The 16,744-nt window shown below is 36.6% G+C and carries 11 protein-coding genes; 6 read left to right on the forward strand and 5 right to left on the reverse strand.

All coding sequences use genetic code 11. The annotated features are described in order from the left end of the window. Positions 1-286: 286 nt before the first annotated feature. Positions 287-3,541 carry a PAS domain S-box protein gene (locus IEV85_RS10210; protein WP_188462936.1) on the forward strand — a complete coding sequence of 1,085 codons (3,255 nt, stop codon included), beginning with the start codon at positions 287-289 and terminating at the stop codon, positions 3,539-3,541. A gap of 51 nt (positions 3,542-3,592) precedes the next feature. Here the strand turns inward: IEV85_RS10210 and IEV85_RS10215 are convergent, their stop codons facing one another. Further along, a complete protein-coding gene (locus IEV85_RS10215; RefSeq protein ID WP_188462938.1) occupies positions 3,593-3,844 on the reverse strand; it encodes a hypothetical protein in 252 nt (83 codons plus the stop codon). Between the two features lie 293 nt (positions 3,845-4,137). Here IEV85_RS10215 and IEV85_RS25150 point away from each other — a divergent pair, with 293 nt between their 5' ends. After that, positions 4,138-5,484, forward strand: coding sequence for a glycoside hydrolase family 11 protein (locus IEV85_RS25150; RefSeq protein WP_188462940.1), 1,347 nt, complete (start codon positions 4,138-4,140; stop codon positions 5,482-5,484). A gap of 552 nt (positions 5,485-6,036) precedes the next feature. Here the strand turns inward: IEV85_RS25150 and gndA are convergent. Continuing rightward, positions 6,037-7,431, reverse strand: coding sequence for an NADP-dependent phosphogluconate dehydrogenase (gene gndA / locus IEV85_RS10225; RefSeq protein ID WP_188462942.1), 1,395 nt, complete (start codon positions 7,429-7,431; stop codon positions 6,037-6,039). A 261-nt stretch (positions 7,432-7,692) separates the two neighbouring features. Here gndA and zwf point away from each other — a divergent pair, with 261 nt between their 5' ends. From zwf to IEV85_RS10240, 3 genes are all read left to right on the forward strand, one after another. After that, on the forward strand, positions 7,693-9,216 hold the full coding sequence (gene zwf / locus IEV85_RS10230) for a glucose-6-phosphate dehydrogenase (protein WP_188462944.1): 1,524 nt from the start codon (positions 7,693-7,695) through the stop codon (positions 9,214-9,216). 9 nt (positions 9,217-9,225) lie between these two features. Continuing rightward, positions 9,226-9,939: a 6-phosphogluconolactonase gene (gene pgl, locus IEV85_RS10235; protein WP_229712557.1), complete on the forward strand. Its 714-nt coding sequence runs from the start codon at positions 9,226-9,228 to the stop codon at positions 9,937-9,939. Between the two features lie 115 nt (positions 9,940-10,054). After that, positions 10,055-12,100, forward strand: coding sequence for a glutamine--tRNA ligase/YqeY domain fusion protein (locus IEV85_RS10240; RefSeq protein WP_188462946.1), 2,046 nt, complete (start codon positions 10,055-10,057; stop codon positions 12,098-12,100). A 1,513-nt stretch (positions 12,101-13,613) separates the two neighbouring features. Here IEV85_RS10240 and IEV85_RS10245 read toward each other — a convergent pair. Both IEV85_RS10245 and IEV85_RS10250 read right to left on the reverse strand, forming a co-directional pair. Then, a complete protein-coding gene (locus IEV85_RS10245; protein ID WP_188462948.1) occupies positions 13,614-13,865 on the reverse strand; it encodes a hypothetical protein in 252 nt (83 codons plus the stop codon). A gap of 154 nt (positions 13,866-14,019) precedes the next feature. Further along, entirely contained in the window at positions 14,020-14,487 is a 468-nt protein-coding gene (locus IEV85_RS10250; protein ID WP_188462950.1) for a pyrophosphohydrolase domain-containing protein, read from the reverse strand. A 336-nt stretch (positions 14,488-14,823) separates the two neighbouring features. Here IEV85_RS10250 and IEV85_RS10255 point away from each other — a divergent pair, with 336 nt between their 5' ends. Beyond that, positions 14,824-15,489, forward strand: a complete 666-nt coding sequence (locus IEV85_RS10255; protein ID WP_188462952.1) for a TIGR02453 family protein — start codon at positions 14,824-14,826, stop codon at positions 15,487-15,489. Between the two features lie 67 nt (positions 15,490-15,556). On the opposite strand, the gene IEV85_RS10260 is transcribed toward IEV85_RS10255, so the two are convergent. Beyond that, a complete protein-coding gene (locus tag IEV85_RS10260) occupies positions 15,557-16,483 on the reverse strand; it encodes a hypothetical protein (protein WP_188462954.1) in 927 nt (308 codons plus the stop codon). Positions 16,484-16,744: the final 261 nt, after the last annotated feature.

Genomic DNA, 16,744 nt, shown 5'->3' on the forward strand with positions numbered 1-16,744 from the left:
TATATCTCATACTTTTTTAATTGATTAAAATCTTACACCTAACATAATTACTTAGTTATTTTAGAATTCGACTATTTATAGGATATAAAGAAGTTAGGTAGCGTGTATTGTATTTACTTAACTGTTAAAATATAGCAATAAAACCTTCATAAAAGCTCCTCAAAAACTTTTCCTACCAAAATCTTCGGAAACATTACTTCTTTTGATGACAGCTTAATGTATTGGGTAGAACTATTTAATGAAAAATAAGAATAAATACGGTAAATTGATAATTCAATTATATTAAATGTTGAAACTAATTACGAAACCTTCTGGCAAAGTCAAAGATTCCTCATCACTGCTATCCTTTGGAATAGCAGGAGCTCAGGAAGATGAAAATTTTACAGACATAACACAGCTGGCTGCAGAAGTTTGTAATGCTCCTATTTCTATTATCTCGCTGGAGCATAATACCAGGAAATGGTTCAAGAAACATGTAGGAATTTCGATTGCAGAAACCCCTTCAGAATTCTCTATTGTAAGCTCAGAAAACAATCATAAAGATGTTTTGGAATGGACAAATGACGAGCTGGAAAAATACTATACCAAGGCGGTCAGTAGTTCAAATACTCAGCATGTGAAGTTTTATGCATCAATACCACTTATAAACAACGAGGGATATACATATGGTACTTTAAATGTTCTGGATTATCAGCCTCAAAAGCTAAATGATAGCCAGAAGAAAGTACTGGGTATTTTAGCTAAACAGGTACTGATACGCATTGATCACCTGAAGAAGAACAGAAAATTAAAGCATGCGGAATTTACTTTCGATAATTCAATAGTAGGAATTGTGCGGCTGAATAAAGAAGGAGCTATTTTAGAGTGCAATAAAAAGTATAAAGAGATGGTAGGCCATTCAAATAGCGGATTGTGCCCTAAGTTCATTTATGACCTTGACCCTCAATTTAACAAAGAAAACTGGAAGAATTACTGGGGAAAATTACAGAAGAAGCCATTTTTAAAAATTGAAACTCAATCTAAGCTCAAAGAGACAAATTATAGAGACATAGAGAGGTCTTTATCTATCCATACCAATGGAAATGAGCAGTTTGTTGAGATAGCTTGCCATGATATTACTGAGCGCAAGAATATAGAGCAAAAATATCAAGAGAATATTGATTTACTTGAAGAAAATGATAATAAATCAAAACGTACCATTGATTTATTAGAAGAGCTTCAGAACATTGCCCATATTGGTTATTGGGAGTATAATCTTAAAAATAAAGATATATTTTGGTCTGACGAAACACGAAAAATTCATGAAGTTGAGGGTAGCTATACTCCTACTTATCAGGAAGGTATAAACTTTTATGATGATGAGTCAAAGCCTGTTATCATACAAACAATTAAAACAGCCATTAAAAGTGGTAGCTCATGGAATAAAAAACTGAAAATAGTAACAGCCAAAGGGAATAAAAAATGGGTACGATCTGTAGGAAAAGTCTCTAATGAAAAAGGAGAGCCAGTTTTACTGTATGGACTATTTGCGGATATTTCAGAAGAGATTGAAATTCGCAAAAAAGTGACTCTCAGTCAGGAAAACTACCAATTATTAGCTAACCATACGCATGAAATGGTGGCGCTCCACCAATTAGATGGAACCTATACCTATATTTCCCCGGCCTCCAAAATTGTTTTAGGATATGAACCCGAAGAGTTAATAGGGAAGAATCCTTATGATTATTTTCATCCTGATGATATTGAAAGAATCAGGAAAGAATCACACGAGCCAGTTGTTCAAAAAAATGATTTAGCAAAGATTGAGTGTAGAGTAATTACGAAAAGCGGAGAATATAAGTGGTTAGAAGTGCTTTCCAAATCAATTATGTCAAATGATAAAGCTGTTGCTATCATAACCTCATCCAGAGATATTACTGAGCGAGTTGAAATTCAAACTGAATTATTTGAAAATTACAAATCTTTAGAAAAGGCTAAAGAGCAGGCTGAAATAGCCTCTAACTCAAAAAAGCAATTTCTAACAACAATGAGTCATGAAATAAGAACTCCTCTGAATGCTATTAATGGACTGACTCACCTATTATTAAAGAGCAACCCCAGGGAAGATCAAATTGAAAATCTGAAATTATTAAATTTCTCAGGAGAGAATTTACTAAACCTAATTAATGACATACTTGATATTTCTAAAATAGAATCGGGGAAACTTGAGCTTGCTAAACAACCATTTGATTTGGCGTACCTGCTTACAAATATTCAGAGATCTTTGGGTACTAAGGCAAAGGAGAACCTGGTAAATATAGCCATTAAATATGATGATAATTTACCCACAATTTTTGTAGGAGATAGTGCAAGAATAAGCCAGGTACTATATAATCTGGTAGGGAATGCTATAAAGTTTACTAAAAATGGTGAGGTTACTATTCTAACCTCTCTCCTGGAGCAATCGGGAACTACTTATAAGTTTAGAATTGGCGTAAAGGATAATGGTATTGGTATATCAAAAGAAAAACAGGCGAAAATTTTCGGATCATTTGAACAGGCAGATGCCAGCATATCCCGTCAGTATGGAGGCACCGGTCTGGGGCTGTATATATCTTCAAAGCTAGTTGAGTTGATGGACAGTGTTATTCAATTAGACAGTATGGAAAACATGGGGTCATACTTCTATTTTGATATTCAACTAAACGAGGGCTCTATGGAGTTAGAAGATCTTTCTAATACCAATGCTGAAATTGACTTTAGGGGAAAAAGTATCCGGGCTTTAGTAGCTGAAGACAATACTGCTAATCAGATGATTATCAGCAAATTCTTAGAAATGTATAATGTGGATTTTGAAATTGCTGAAAATGGCAAAGAAGCATTGGAGAAAATTAAATCCAAAGCATACAATTTTGTGCTCATGGATTTACAAATGCCTTTAATGGATGGCTTTGAAGCAACGCAAAAAATTCGAAGCCTGGATGATGAGTATTTTAAAAATGTACCTATTATAGCATTAACTGCCGATGTCTTTGAGAATGTTAAAAGTGAGTCTCTTGCCAGTGGAATGGACGATTACCTAAGCAAGCCATTCAGACCAAAAGATCTTGTTAATATTATCAATAAATATTCTGCAAAAATTGGAGATTTACAAGTGAGAATGCCTAAACAGGCTCTCCCACCTGAAAAAGGAGTGACAATTCCATTTGAAGAGGGCAACTGGAATAGCAGTGATATTGAAAAAACATTAGCAGCAGGTTTATTGGGAGATCAGCCTTTTAAAATGAAATTTTTAAGAAAATGCAACGATAATATTCTCCAATTCAAAAGTGGTTTTAAGGTATGCATCCAAAATAAAGATATCGCACAATTAAGAGTATTACATCATAATTTAATCACCATACTAAGGTTTTTCAGACTAGAGTTTGTTTTAAATAATATTCGTAAATTAGTTGAAGAAGGAGAAGGTTTTCCAGGTAACACCGTACTTATTGACAAAATATCTTCACAGATAAATAAGGTAAATGCAGATTTTGAGGCCATTCTCAATAAACACGAATAAAATTTGATTATAAATTAACTGGTTTGGCATACAGCATTAGAAAATGCTAAATTATGCCACCCGGGATTCGGAATATAAATCGTAGGCAGCCACAAGAGATTCTCGGCCGGTAGAAGATTCGTATTTTTCGAAAGTTTCTATAGCTTCCCTTCCTTCCTTATAAACAGGTATATACTTCTGGTCGTATGCATCCCAAACTACCAAAAGATAAGCATATCCTATTTTACTGTCACGGCCTTTTTCAAGCCAATTTTCAAAAATTGCTTCATCCAATGAAGCTGGGAAAGCGGAGCCATCAAACATACTCAGGTTACTGTTTAGAAATTTGTTGCAATTTAGACCTTATAACTATTGATACAAAGTATAATTCCTATTCTGTTGAAGTAAATATTATCCATAAATAACCAACACTATACCTTTCGTATTTATGTGTATTTTAAATTCTTAAAACTTAGGATTAATAAATATTATTTGTTAAATTGTTTTTATGATCGCAATCGATTGCGTGTCAATTCCCAAAATTAGTATGCACCCATTGCGATTATATCAATAATTGGGTAATTATTGATTAAATATTTTAACCAAAATCCAAAATTATGAGAAATCGATTCCCCCTCTTAAAAAAACGACAACATTTAATAATGCTATGCATTTTGATGTTTTCACTCAGCTTAAATTCCAATGCGCAAACAATTTGTAATAATGATGTTGGCAGCAGTGGCGGTTACACTTATGAGTATTGGAAAGATAGCGGAAATGGCTGTATGACTCTTGGCTCTGGAGGAACCTTTAGTGTTAACTGGAGCAATATTGGTAACTTATTAGCCCGCAAAGGAATAAGGCCGGGTTCAATGAATCAAACAGTTACTTACGGTGCCAATTATCAACCTTCAGGTAATTCCTATTTGTGCGTTTATGGTTGGACAACCGGACCATTAGTTGAATATTATATAGTGGATAGCTGGGGTAGCTGGAGGCCACCAGGCGGAACACCTAAAGGCACCGTAACTACAGATGGAGGCACGTATGATATCTACGAAACCACCAGAACCAACCAGCCTTCAATTGAAGGTAACAGGACTTTTCAGCAGTACTGGAGTGTAAGAAGATCCAAAAGAACTAGTGGAACTATTACTTGTGCCAATCATTTTAACGCATGGGCCAGTCTAGGTATGAATATGGGTAATTTATATGAAGTTTCCCTTACGGTAGAAGGTTATCAAAGCAGCGGAACATGCGATGTTTACAGTATGTCAATGGGTACAGGAAGTGGCAACGGAGGTGGTGGCTCAGGCGGTGGCAGAGCTTATACTTTAACAGTGCGTGCACGTGGTTTAGCCGGTGGTGAACACCTGAATGTATTAATTAATAATGAGGTGCAATCCGAAATAAACCTATCAACCAGCTGGAATAATTATGAAGTATATGTTGACCCAGGTGACCTAAATTTAGAATTTGATAATGATGGTGGTAGCAGAGATGTAGAAGTTGACTGGATTGAAATACATGGACAAACAAGGCAAGCCGAAAATATGTCATATAACACAGCCGTTTATCAGAATGGTAGTTGTGGCGGCTCCTACAGTCAGATGATGCATTGTAATGGAAGAATTGGATTTGGAGATATAACCTATCAAAGCAATAACAGAGTGCTTAGTAGTGGGAGGTCAGCGCTTAATGAAGATGAGTTAATATCGCTGCAAAGTTTAAAAATCTTCCCCAACCCCATCAATAACGGTCAGCTCTCTATAAACCTTATAGGAATTGAAGAAGCAAAACACATTGCGCTTACTGATTTAAATGGAAAAATCCTTCGAGAAGTTGATTTGAATAGCAAGAACAATTCCTTGGTGGAGTTTGATGTAAGCATGTACTCCGGACTTTACCTGGTTAGGGTAAAAGGCGATAAAGATCAGATTGTAAGAAAAGTTATGATTAAATAGAACCTATTGAATAAGTAATAAGTAAAAAAGAGGCTGTCTCAAAAGTAAAAATTTTATGACAGTCTCTTTTTTTGATTTTGGGTTACGCCTATCTCTAACAAAAGCATTGTCCCGTCTGTTTCTTTATACCTCCTTTAAATATCAGTGAGAATATATAATGTCGTCCTTACAGGACTTTTAAAACATGGTAAGTTCATTATTACCGTAATACCACCTCTACGAGGTTTTGAGCCTCGTCTCATACCACCTCTAGCCATGTTTCGTGTCTCACGAAACATTATTTAAGCGATCTTAAGCCATGCTTCGTGTCCCACGATGCATTTCATATTCCTAGTTTACTTGAATATGCTATCACAAAACCTGATCATAGTGCATCAAAGGTATCAGTCCAATCGGGACGAAACTATGGTAGCAATCAAGGTGAATGGGGTTTTATATATAATGATTTTACTTATACTTTGATTAGAAACAAAATAATATTGGGGCAAAAGATAAGAGGCCGTCCTTTTGAGACAGCCTCTTTTGATTATAAGTATTTGGGCAATGTATCACTCACCACTCTGTATGAAAAATCCCCTCTTTATCCAGTCTCTCATAGGTATGCGAGCCAAAATGATCTCTTTGTGCCTGAATTAAATTCAGCGGCAATCGACCTGTGGTAAAGGCATCAAAATAACTCAAGCTGGCACTTAAACCTGCAACGGGAATGCCGGCAGAAATAGCGAAAGTAGCTACCTTACGAGCTCCGCCTACTGAAGCATTCAATTTCCGGGCAAAATCCTCATCCAGCAATAAGCTCTTTAGGTCATTCTTTTTAGTAAACGCTTTGCGCATATCTTCCAGCAATTCAGCTCTGATAATGCAACCACCCCTCCATATTTTGGAGATTACTGCTAAGTCCAATTCATAATGGTATTCTTTGGAAGCAGCTACTAACTGAGTCATCCCCTGAGCATAGGTAACAATAAAAGCAAAAAATAAAGCCGCTTCAATATCTTGAATTGATGGTAAGTTAGCAGGAAGAGCTGGTTTAGGGTAAAGGTTTTGCGCTTTTAGCCTATCACTTTTAAAAGAAGAAATGGCTCTCATACTTACTGCAACATCAATGGTAGGAATTGGAGTACCAAGATCCATCGCATTCTGGGAAGTCCACTTCCCGGTACCTTTCTGCTTCGCTTTATCGAGGATGATGTCGACTAAATCCCCACCGGTTTCCTCATCTTTCTGAACAAATATTTCCGAGGTTATTTCAATCAAAAATGACTTAAGCCGGTCGTTGTTCCAATCAGTAAATATTTTATGTAGCTCTTCATTGTTTTTACCTAATCCGGTTTTCAACACATCATAAATCTCTGAAATCAACTGCATAAGCCCATATTCTATACCATTATGGACCATCTTCACATAGTTTCCGGCAGATTTAGCCCCCATATAATCCACACAAGGCTCACCATTCACTTTTGCTGCAACCGCTTCAAATATGGGTTTTACTAACTCATAGGCTGCTTTGTCTCCACCTGGCATAATACTGGGGCCAAATCTCGCTCCTTTGGCACCACCTGAAACACCTGTCCCTATAAAGTGAACTCCCTTAGCCTGCAGTTCCTCTGCCCTTCTGTTAGTATCAGTGAAAAACGAATTCCCTCCATCTATAATCAAATCACCTTTATCCATTAAAGGAAGAAGATCCGCAATTACTGCATCTACAGGAGCTCCGGCAGGTACAAGTAACATGATTTTTCGCGGTTTTGACAAATGCTGAATAAATTGGGCTTTTCCTGTAGTACCATCTACTTTTTTACCCTCTCCTTCCAATCGCAAAGCATCAACTTTTTCAGGGTCTGTATCTAATCCATAGGCTGAAAAACCATTATCTGCAACATTTAAGATAAAGTTTCTGCCCATAACTCCCAGTCCTACCAGGCCAAAATCATAAGTTCCTTCCATGTTTTTTTATAAAAATTAAACTTTAGTATATTTTCCGTATAAGTGATGCCTTTACAGCAATTAGGTTTTGCGTAAGGCTCCTCTCCTATTTTCACTCACTTAAAAATCAATTAACCTTGATCCCTGTGTTAATTATTCGCTCTCAGCCGATTATATAAAAGATGTCTGATAAACTATTCTAAACAGGCTTCTTTATTTCCGTTTGAGTTTAACGAAGTATTAAAATATTTGTAATATTACCAAATCTTGTGATAAATCATTATGTCAAAAACAAAAATTGAAGATCAGGTGCTGGTAATCTTCGGAGCTTCCGGTGACCTTACCATGAGGAAACTGATTCCTGCAGTTTTTAATTTATATAAAAGAGGCTTTCTGCCACAAAACTATCAGGTGCTTGGCGTTAGCAGAACTCATTATACTGATCAGGAATACCAAAAATTAGCTGTTCTTGAAAATCCACATTTGCCCACTTTAGAAAAGGACGAACTTGCGGTTTTTGCTCAACATGTTCGTTATCAGGCCATAGATACAGCAGATATTACCGGTTATCATACGCTTAAGGAAAGGCTGGATAATCTTTTTAAAGAGTGTTCAATTAGTAAAAATTGTATCTTTTACTTGTCCACCCCACCTAGTTTATACGAAACCATTGGGGCTAATTTAAGTAAAGTGGGCCTGAATAAGGAATCCGATGGTTGGAAAAGGGTAATTATAGAGAAACCTTTCGGATACGATTTAGCTTCTGCTAATGCTCTAAATGAAAGACTCTTAAACTGTTTTCAGGAGAATCAATTATACAGAATAGATCATTACCTGGGTAAAGAAACAGTCCAAAATCTGCTGGTTACACGTTTTGCCAATAGTATTTTTGAACCACTTTGGAACCGTAATTACATTCAGCGGGTAGAAATTACTTCTGCGGAAAGTGTTGGTGTTGAAAAAAGAGGCGGTTATTATGATAAATCGGGTGCTATGCGAGATATGATCCAGAACCACCTATTGCAATTAGTAGCTTTGGTAGCTATGGAGCCACCTGCCAAAATGGATGCCACCAGCATCAGAAACGAGAAAGACAAAGTTTTTCAGGCTATCCGGCCTCTTACTCAGGAAGAAATCAGAAAAGATGTGATCCGTGGCCAATATATGGCTTCTACCTATAAAGAAGAGGCAATGACAGGTTACAGGGAAGAAACTGGCGTTGCTCCGGAATCAAGGACAGAGACTTTTGCCGCCATTAAGTTTTTTATAGATAACTGGAGATGGGCAGATGTTCCTTTTTACATCCGAACAGGTAAAAAACTACCTACACGCGTATCAGAAGTAGTGATTCACTTTAAACCGAATCATCACCATTTGTTTAGCGATAAAAAACTACCCAATCAGCAAAACATCCTTGTCTTCAGAATACAGCCTAATGAAGGGATTTTATTAAAATTTGGATTAAAAGTTCCTGGTACTGGTGTAAATGTGGAATCTGTTAATATGGATTTTCTTTATGAGGATTTGTCTAACACTTATGTACCGGAAGCTTATGAGCGTTTACTGCTTGATTGTATGCAGGGAGACGCCACTCTTTATGCGCGCGGTGACAGTGTTTTAAAAGCTTGGGAATTTGTAGACCCTATTTTAAAAGCATGGAAAGATGATCCTTCCATTCCTGTATATGGCTACCCAGCAGGTACCTGGGGGCCAGAAAATGCCATGAATATGATTGAAGGAGAAGGATTGAAATGGCGAAACCCATGTAAAAATTTAACTAATGATGGCATTTATTGCGAACTATAGAACTTAATAATGATGAATAATAAAAATATTTGTAAGGACGGAGAAACGCTTTCCGAAGAATTTGCTAATTTTTTCCTCCGGGAAACTCAGAATAAACCTGTCTTTCATGTAGCATTATCTGGCGGATCCACTCCAAAAATATTATTTGATTTACTTGCCAAAGAATATGCAACAAAATTCAATTGGCAAACTATCCATTTTTGGTGGGGTGATGAACGTTGTGTCCCTCCTACCGATGATGAAAGCAATTATAAAATGACGAAAGAATTGCTGATTGACAAAATAGCTATTCCCCCGCAAAATATTCACAGGATTTTAGGAGAGAATGCCCCTGAAAAAGAAGCTATCAGATATGCAAAAGAAATTGAAGGAATTATCCCTGCTAAAAACGGGCTCCCCCGCTTCGATTTGATGCTCTTAGGCATGGGGCCTGACGGACATACTGCGTCTATTTTCCCGAATCAAATAGAATTAATAAAAGCTGAACCAATTTGTGCGGTAGCTACTCACCCGGAATCCGGACAGAAAAGAGTCACTTTAACAGGCGCCACTATCAATAATTCTGCTGAAATAGCTTTTTTAGTAACAGGGGCCAATAAAGCAGAGAAAATCCAGGAAATATTTAATAAGGAAGGTGATTATAAAAAATATCCTGCGGCTCATATTAAAGCTACTGACGGCAAGCTCAGTTGGTATTTAGATGAGTCGGCTGCAGGAAAATAAGCACCGTTTTTGTTAACTGTTTTAGGATTATTTGTTCATTCCTGTGCAAGTAATCCTACACGCTGTATTGCATATCTTTGCATTTCACCTAATTTTGCGTTTCAATTACATTAGTATGAAGGAAGGATCAGAATCATTTAATTTTATAGAGCAAATTGTTGAACAGGATTTAGCTGCCGGAATGCCAAAAGAGCAACTCCGCTTTCGCTTTCCGCCAGAGCCAAACGGTTATTTACATATAGGGCATGCAGCTTCTATTTGTCTTAATTTTGGTTTGGGAGAGCGTTATAATGCCCCTGTAAATTTACGTTTTGATGACACCAACCCTTCCAAAGAAGAGCAGGAATATGTGGATGCCATTAAAAGAGATATTGAATGGCTCGGATTTAAGTGGGCAACTGAATGCTATTCTTCCGACTATTTCCAGCAGCTTTATGATTGGGCAGTTCAATTAATTAAAGATGGAAAAGCTTATGTAGACAAACAGTCTGCAGAAGCAATGGCTGAGCAAAAGGGTACTCCCACTTCCCCTGGAGTGGAAAGCCCGCACCGCAACCAAAGTGTGGAAGAAAACCTGGATTTATTTGAAAGAATGAAGGCAGGTGAGTTTGAGCCTGGCACACATATTTTACGTGCTAAAATTGATATGGCTTCGCCTAATATGTTGATGCGCGATCCTTTGCTTTACAGAATTGTGAAGAAAGCCCATCACAGAACTGGCAATGACTGGTGTATTTACCCTATGTACGATTATACTCATGGGCAATCCGATTATTTAGAATCTATCTCTCACTCTATCTGTACTTTAGAGTTTAAATCACACAGAGAACTATACGACTGGTTTTTAGATCAGATTGCTGACCCGAATAATTTACGGCCTAAGCAAAGGGAGTTTGCCAGAAGAAATTTAAGCTACACAGTAATGAGCAAGCGTAAATTACTGGAGTTGGTGCAAACTAAAACTGTAGCCGGGTGGGACGACCCACGTATGCCTACTATTTCCGGATTAAGGCGCAGAGGCTATACACCAGACTCAATCAGGAAGTTCAGTGAGGCTTCCGGTATTACAAAGCGTGATAGTGTAACAGATGTTGCTTTACTGGAGTATTGTATCCGTGAAGACCTGAACAAGAATGCTACCCGTGTGATGGGTGTATTAGACCCGGTAAAATTGGTGATTACTAATTATCCTGAAGGTAAAACTGAAATGCTTGTAGCTGATAACAATCCTGAAATTGAGGGCTCAGGAACGCATGAAGTGCCTTTTTCAGGAGAGCTATATATTGAAAAAGAGGATTTTAAGGAGTCTGCCGGCAGTAAGTTTTTCAGACTTAGCATTGGAAAGGAAGTAAGGTTAAAAAATGCTTACATCATTAAAGGTGAATCTGTAGTTAAGGATGAGAAAGGTAATATAACTGAAATTCATTGTACCTGCGATTTGGATTCCCGATCAGGCAGTGGCACAGAAGCCAGTGAACGCAAAGTGAAAGGAACCCTTCATTGGGTCTCTATTCCACATGCTGTAAAAGCTGAAATCCGTGAGTACGACAGACTGTTTTTAGATGAAGCACCTGACAGCCATGCAGATAAAAACTTTATGGAATTCGTAAACCCTAATTCTTTAAATATTATTAAAGAAGCTTATGTGGAGCCATTCCTACAAAATGCAAAACTGGATGATAAGTTCCAGTTCCAAAGGTTAGGTTATTTTACTTTAGATAAAGAGGCCAGTAATGACCATTTGATTTTTAATAAAACGGTGGGATTGAAAGATTCCTGGGCTAAGCAACAGCCAAAAGCTGATCAAGCTAAATCGAATCAACCTGCTGCGCAGCAAAATCAAAACCAGCAGCAGCGTAGTGCTATCAATGAAATTCAGAAAATCAGTAAAAAATACACCAATCTTTCAGGAGATAAACTGGCCACAGCCAGAGCAAGTATTATGAACCTGGCAGAAGGCGTGGAATATGAGGAATTACAGCCATTGTTTAATACTGCAGCTAAAAAAGTGGGCACACGCATTGGCGTCATGATTAGCCTAGGCGTGCTGTTAAAGAAAGGACTTATTCGTAATTCAGAGATTGATGCTTTTATTGAAGCCGGTCTGCAAGATAAAGATGAAATGTTAGTGGAAGAGGCGAAGCGGATTAACCTTGAATAGATGAAAGGAATGCATGCTTTTGTGGTGGTGACAAATACATCATAGTGCCTGTTGATTGAGATCGTTTTTTTTCACTGGTCTGCGGCTTACAGTCCAGCAGCAAAAAGGGGAAGGTCTGTGAGCCACAGACCTTGGTTTTAAATCTTGATAGAAAGAAAAATGCCAATCAGCTGGTTATTGCGAGGTACGAAGCAATCTTAGTAATTAAGTATCACCTAAAATCAGCTGGTTATTGTGAGCGCAGCGCGGCAATCTTTTGTCCCAGGTGCTCTGTGCAATAAGATAGTTTTCTTACTCAAATTACCATTAGCTCCGTCATTCCCTTGCAGAAGGGAATCTGTTCATTTCAACAGCATGTTGAAATAACGTCTTTTTTATAGAATTGGCTTTGCTATAAACCTACAATTAAATAGTCATTGCCAGGCACAAAGCCATCTTTTCTATTATGCTAGAAAATTCAGGTAATGAAATTTCATTGAAAAGATCCCTGATAATTTTTTCCGTTGCTCTCCAAAAATTTCTGGGATGACGACACTTGCCGGCTTTTATGGTGGTGACAAATACATCATAGTGCCTGTTGATTGAGATCGTTTTTTTTCACTGGTCTGCGGCTTATAGTCCAGCAAAAAGGGGAAGGTCTGTGGCTCACAGACCTTGGCTTTTCTGTTCATTTGTGTACAATAAGATGGTTTCTATACTCAAATTACAATTAGAACGTCATTCCCTTGCAGAAGGGAATCTGTCCATTTCAACAGCATGTTGAAATAAAGTCTTCTTATAGAATTTCCTTTGCTATAAACCTACAATTAATAGTCATTGCCAGGTATAAAGCAATCTTTTCTATTATGCTAGAAAATTCAGGTAATGAAATTTCATTGAAAAGATCCCTGATAATTTTTTCCGTTGCTCTCCAAAAATTTCGGAGATGACCATAATTGCCGGCTTTTGTGGTAGTGACAAATACATCATAGTGCCTGTTGATTGAGATCGTTTTTTTCCACTGGTCTGTGGCTTATATTCCAGCAAAAAGGGGAAGGTCTGTGGCTCACAGACCTTGGTTTTAAATCTTGATAGAAAGAAAAATGCCAATCAGCTGGTTATTGCGAGGTACGAAGCAATCTTGGTAATTAAGTGTCACCTAAAATTAAATGGCTATTGTGAGCGCAGCGCGGCAATCTTTTTGTCCCAGGTGCTCTGTGCCATAAGATAGTTTTTTTACTCAAATTACAATTAGAACGTCATTCCCTTGCAGAAGGGAATCTGTCCATTTCAACAGCATGTTGAAATAGTGCCTTTTTATAGAATTGCCTTTGCTATAAGCCTACAATAAAATAGTCATTGCCAGGCACAAAGCCATCTTTTCTATTACTCTATAAAATTCCGGTAATGAAATTTCATTTCATTGAAAAGATCCCTGATAATTTTTTCCGTTGCTCTCCAAAAATTTCTGGGATGACGATACTTGCCGGCTTTTATGGTGGTTACAAGTCTATAATATAGATTGACATTTTGCTTAACCTACCCAGGCAATATTGCTGATTTCACGAATTTCGATGCGAAACTTTCCAAACCTTGTTCCACCGAAAACAATTAAAGCAGGAGGTAATTCAGGCACCGTTATATGTCCATATTCCTTTTTTGGAATACTACTTATATCATGACTAGCCAATGAAACATCTGCTATTGATCCATTTTTTTTGATCAATTGAAGTTTAGCCCCTATCGGAATCCTCTGGATAACGCTTTTTGCTTCTTCCTCTGTCATGGATTAACTCACTTTCCCTAATTAAACTCCTTACCTAAATGCTTGTTGCACTTTAAACGAATTAAAATTTCAGGCGAAGTGAGGCCTTAAATGGAAAGAGGAATTACTTAAAACCTTTTTATTCCACCAAATACCAGGCTGTTTAGCTAAATCATTAACTTTCCAGAATATCTTTCAAATTTGCCGGAGAATAATTAACAGACTTCAAGGTTTTATCATCTGCTTTTCTAAAAACCAAAAAACACTCTTCCTTTTGCTTATAGTAAGCGGGTTGACCCAAACCTTCGTAATGGATAACCGTTGCTTTGGCTTCTTCCTCTGTATGGCATACTTTACTCATATTGGAGCGCTGTACTTCTGCAAAAAGTGTGGAAAATTTTGTTCCTAGTCCAAATTCCAAAATTGCACCTGACAATACATATTGCAAATCGCATAAGGCATCTGCTACTTCTACTAAATCATTATTAGCTACGGCCTCTTCCAGCTCCTGAAGCTCTTCTTTTAATAGATTCACCCTTAAATCCGCTCTATTTTTAGCGGGAATTGCCGGGTGTTCCACTATCGGATGATTGAAAGTTTGATGAAATTGTTTTACGGAGTTGAGTGCTTCAGCTTCCTGCATAGAATTGTTTTTTTTAATGAAGGATGAAATAAAGGATTATCTGTGACTAATCCAATAGTGCAGATTGAGAAACATTTCTAAAATCAAACAGTTACTTTACTATAAACCTAAGTTAGACTACTAAATATGGCATCCCCGTAAGGAGGGCAAGCTATGCCACAAAATTAAGACTTACTTTTCTAAAAAGTCTTAATTTATGTGGTATCTCCTTACAATAAGATGAGATTACGGATAATTTTCTTTTATCTGAAAATATGAAAAGAAAATTTCCGAAATGACGTTCTAATGTATCTAGAAAGTAAATTTAAAATTGAACTCAGGTTAAAACTTAAATACATGAATTTTAGAAAATTATTTGATTTCCTCCGTGACCTGAATTCAGAAGGAAATAATAACAAAGCCTGGATGGATGAACACAGGAAGCAATATGAAACGATCAGAGATGAATACAAAGAGTTTCTTTCTGATTTGAACCTATCATTAGCAAAAATTCATCCTGATTACCATGATACTCCGGGAAAGAAAGCAATCAATAGAATTAATAACAATTTAGTTTTCCACCCTAACAAACCAACCTATAAAGACCATTTTGGAGCAGGTATGGACCAGGCAAAAAATTATGCCGATTTTTATATACATTTAGGCATCAATGAATGCTTTCTTGCCGGAGGATTCTATCATTCCCCGAATGATATTTTGAAGAAAATACGGGCCGCGATTGATTATAATGGAAATGAATTCAAAAAGATTATTTCGGCAAAAGAGTTCAATGACTATTATGGAGAATTAATGTCAGATGATGCCTTAACCAATGCGCCCAAAGGTTATTCCATCGACCATCCTCATATAGAACTTCTGAAGTTAAGGTCTTTTGTTGTGATGCACCCGCTTACACAGAAAGAGGTTATAAGTGATGATTTCAAGGAGGAATTGATTAAAGCTTATCGTATTTTACTCCCATTCAGAAACTATTTGAATCAGGCAGTAGCTTTTGAGGAATAAAAAAAGTAGCACAGAATTGACCTGTGCTACCTTGAAAAAGAAACAAAAGCTTTAAGAACTAAAAACCTTATTTACATTCGTAACTTATTGATGCTGTAAACTCTTCACTTTTAACTCCATTTTCTGAGAATACTACATTAAATGCTGTCGGAAAATTCTTGCTATTATATTCATACTCGTATACAGCTGAATAACTACTTTCGCTATCACCTGCTTCAGTTTCTTCATAGGTTAAAAAATTATTTTCGCTTACAAAGAACTGAAAGCTTTCGTTGTATAAAAGAAATGCAACATTTTTATAAAAAGGATTAAATTTATCATCCACTGTAACGCTTACTGTACTAGAAAGCTCTGGAGCAATTCTTTGAGTAACACCTTTGTTTCTGTTATTAAACCGCTTTTTACCTTTTCTCATAGAGTTATTACTATTCTCATAGAAATATTCAACTTTGTTTAGTCTATTTTGAACATATTCATATACTTCATACCCATAAAGCTGCAGTGTTTCTGATCCGTTGTCAGTATCATATTCTTCTACTTTCACAACCTGGTCTGCACTATTATACTCTAACCTATATTCGTACACATAAATATCCTCATCATAAGAATCGGTATAAGTGAGTTTACTTAATTTGCTTTCATCATCGTAGGTTAAAACCAAATCAATTGAAGTAGCTACTCCATCCTCGAAAAACTGAGCGCCAGTAATTAACTGTCCTGTGTATACTAATTTAATTTCATTTTGTACTAAACTTGAGTCACAAACAAATTCTTCTGTTGAAGGATTATAATTACAATCAGTTTCATAGTAGCTGAATTCAAGACTTGTTGTTTTTCCATCCGAATTATTATTGAATACAATTATATCTCCGTCATCATTTAACTCAGTAATCAAACAAGACTGTTGGCCTGTATCTAATCCTTCGTCATCATCTTTACAACCGGTGAAATACAACATGGGAACTACACAAATAGCAATAAATATTCTTTTCATAATTAAATTTTTTGAATCAAATATATAGTAACTTTTACTTTTAATAACTTTTTAATTTTACTACTGATGTAAGTTTTTTCTTATTATGATAAAGTCTATGAACACCTTAAGATTTACTTTAAGTGTTATATTATACTAAATTATGTATTGAATCATTCTCACTCCTTTTTATTCTTCTTTTTTGATCTGCTGTTCAATGACATAAAATCAGTAAATCTACATTAAAAGGTAGCACAGGCCAATCCTGAGCTACCCTTGTAT

This window comes from Marivirga lumbricoides (genome assembly GCF_014636295.1).
Classification (GTDB): Bacteria; Bacteroidota; Bacteroidia; order Cytophagales; family Cyclobacteriaceae; genus Marivirga; species Marivirga lumbricoides.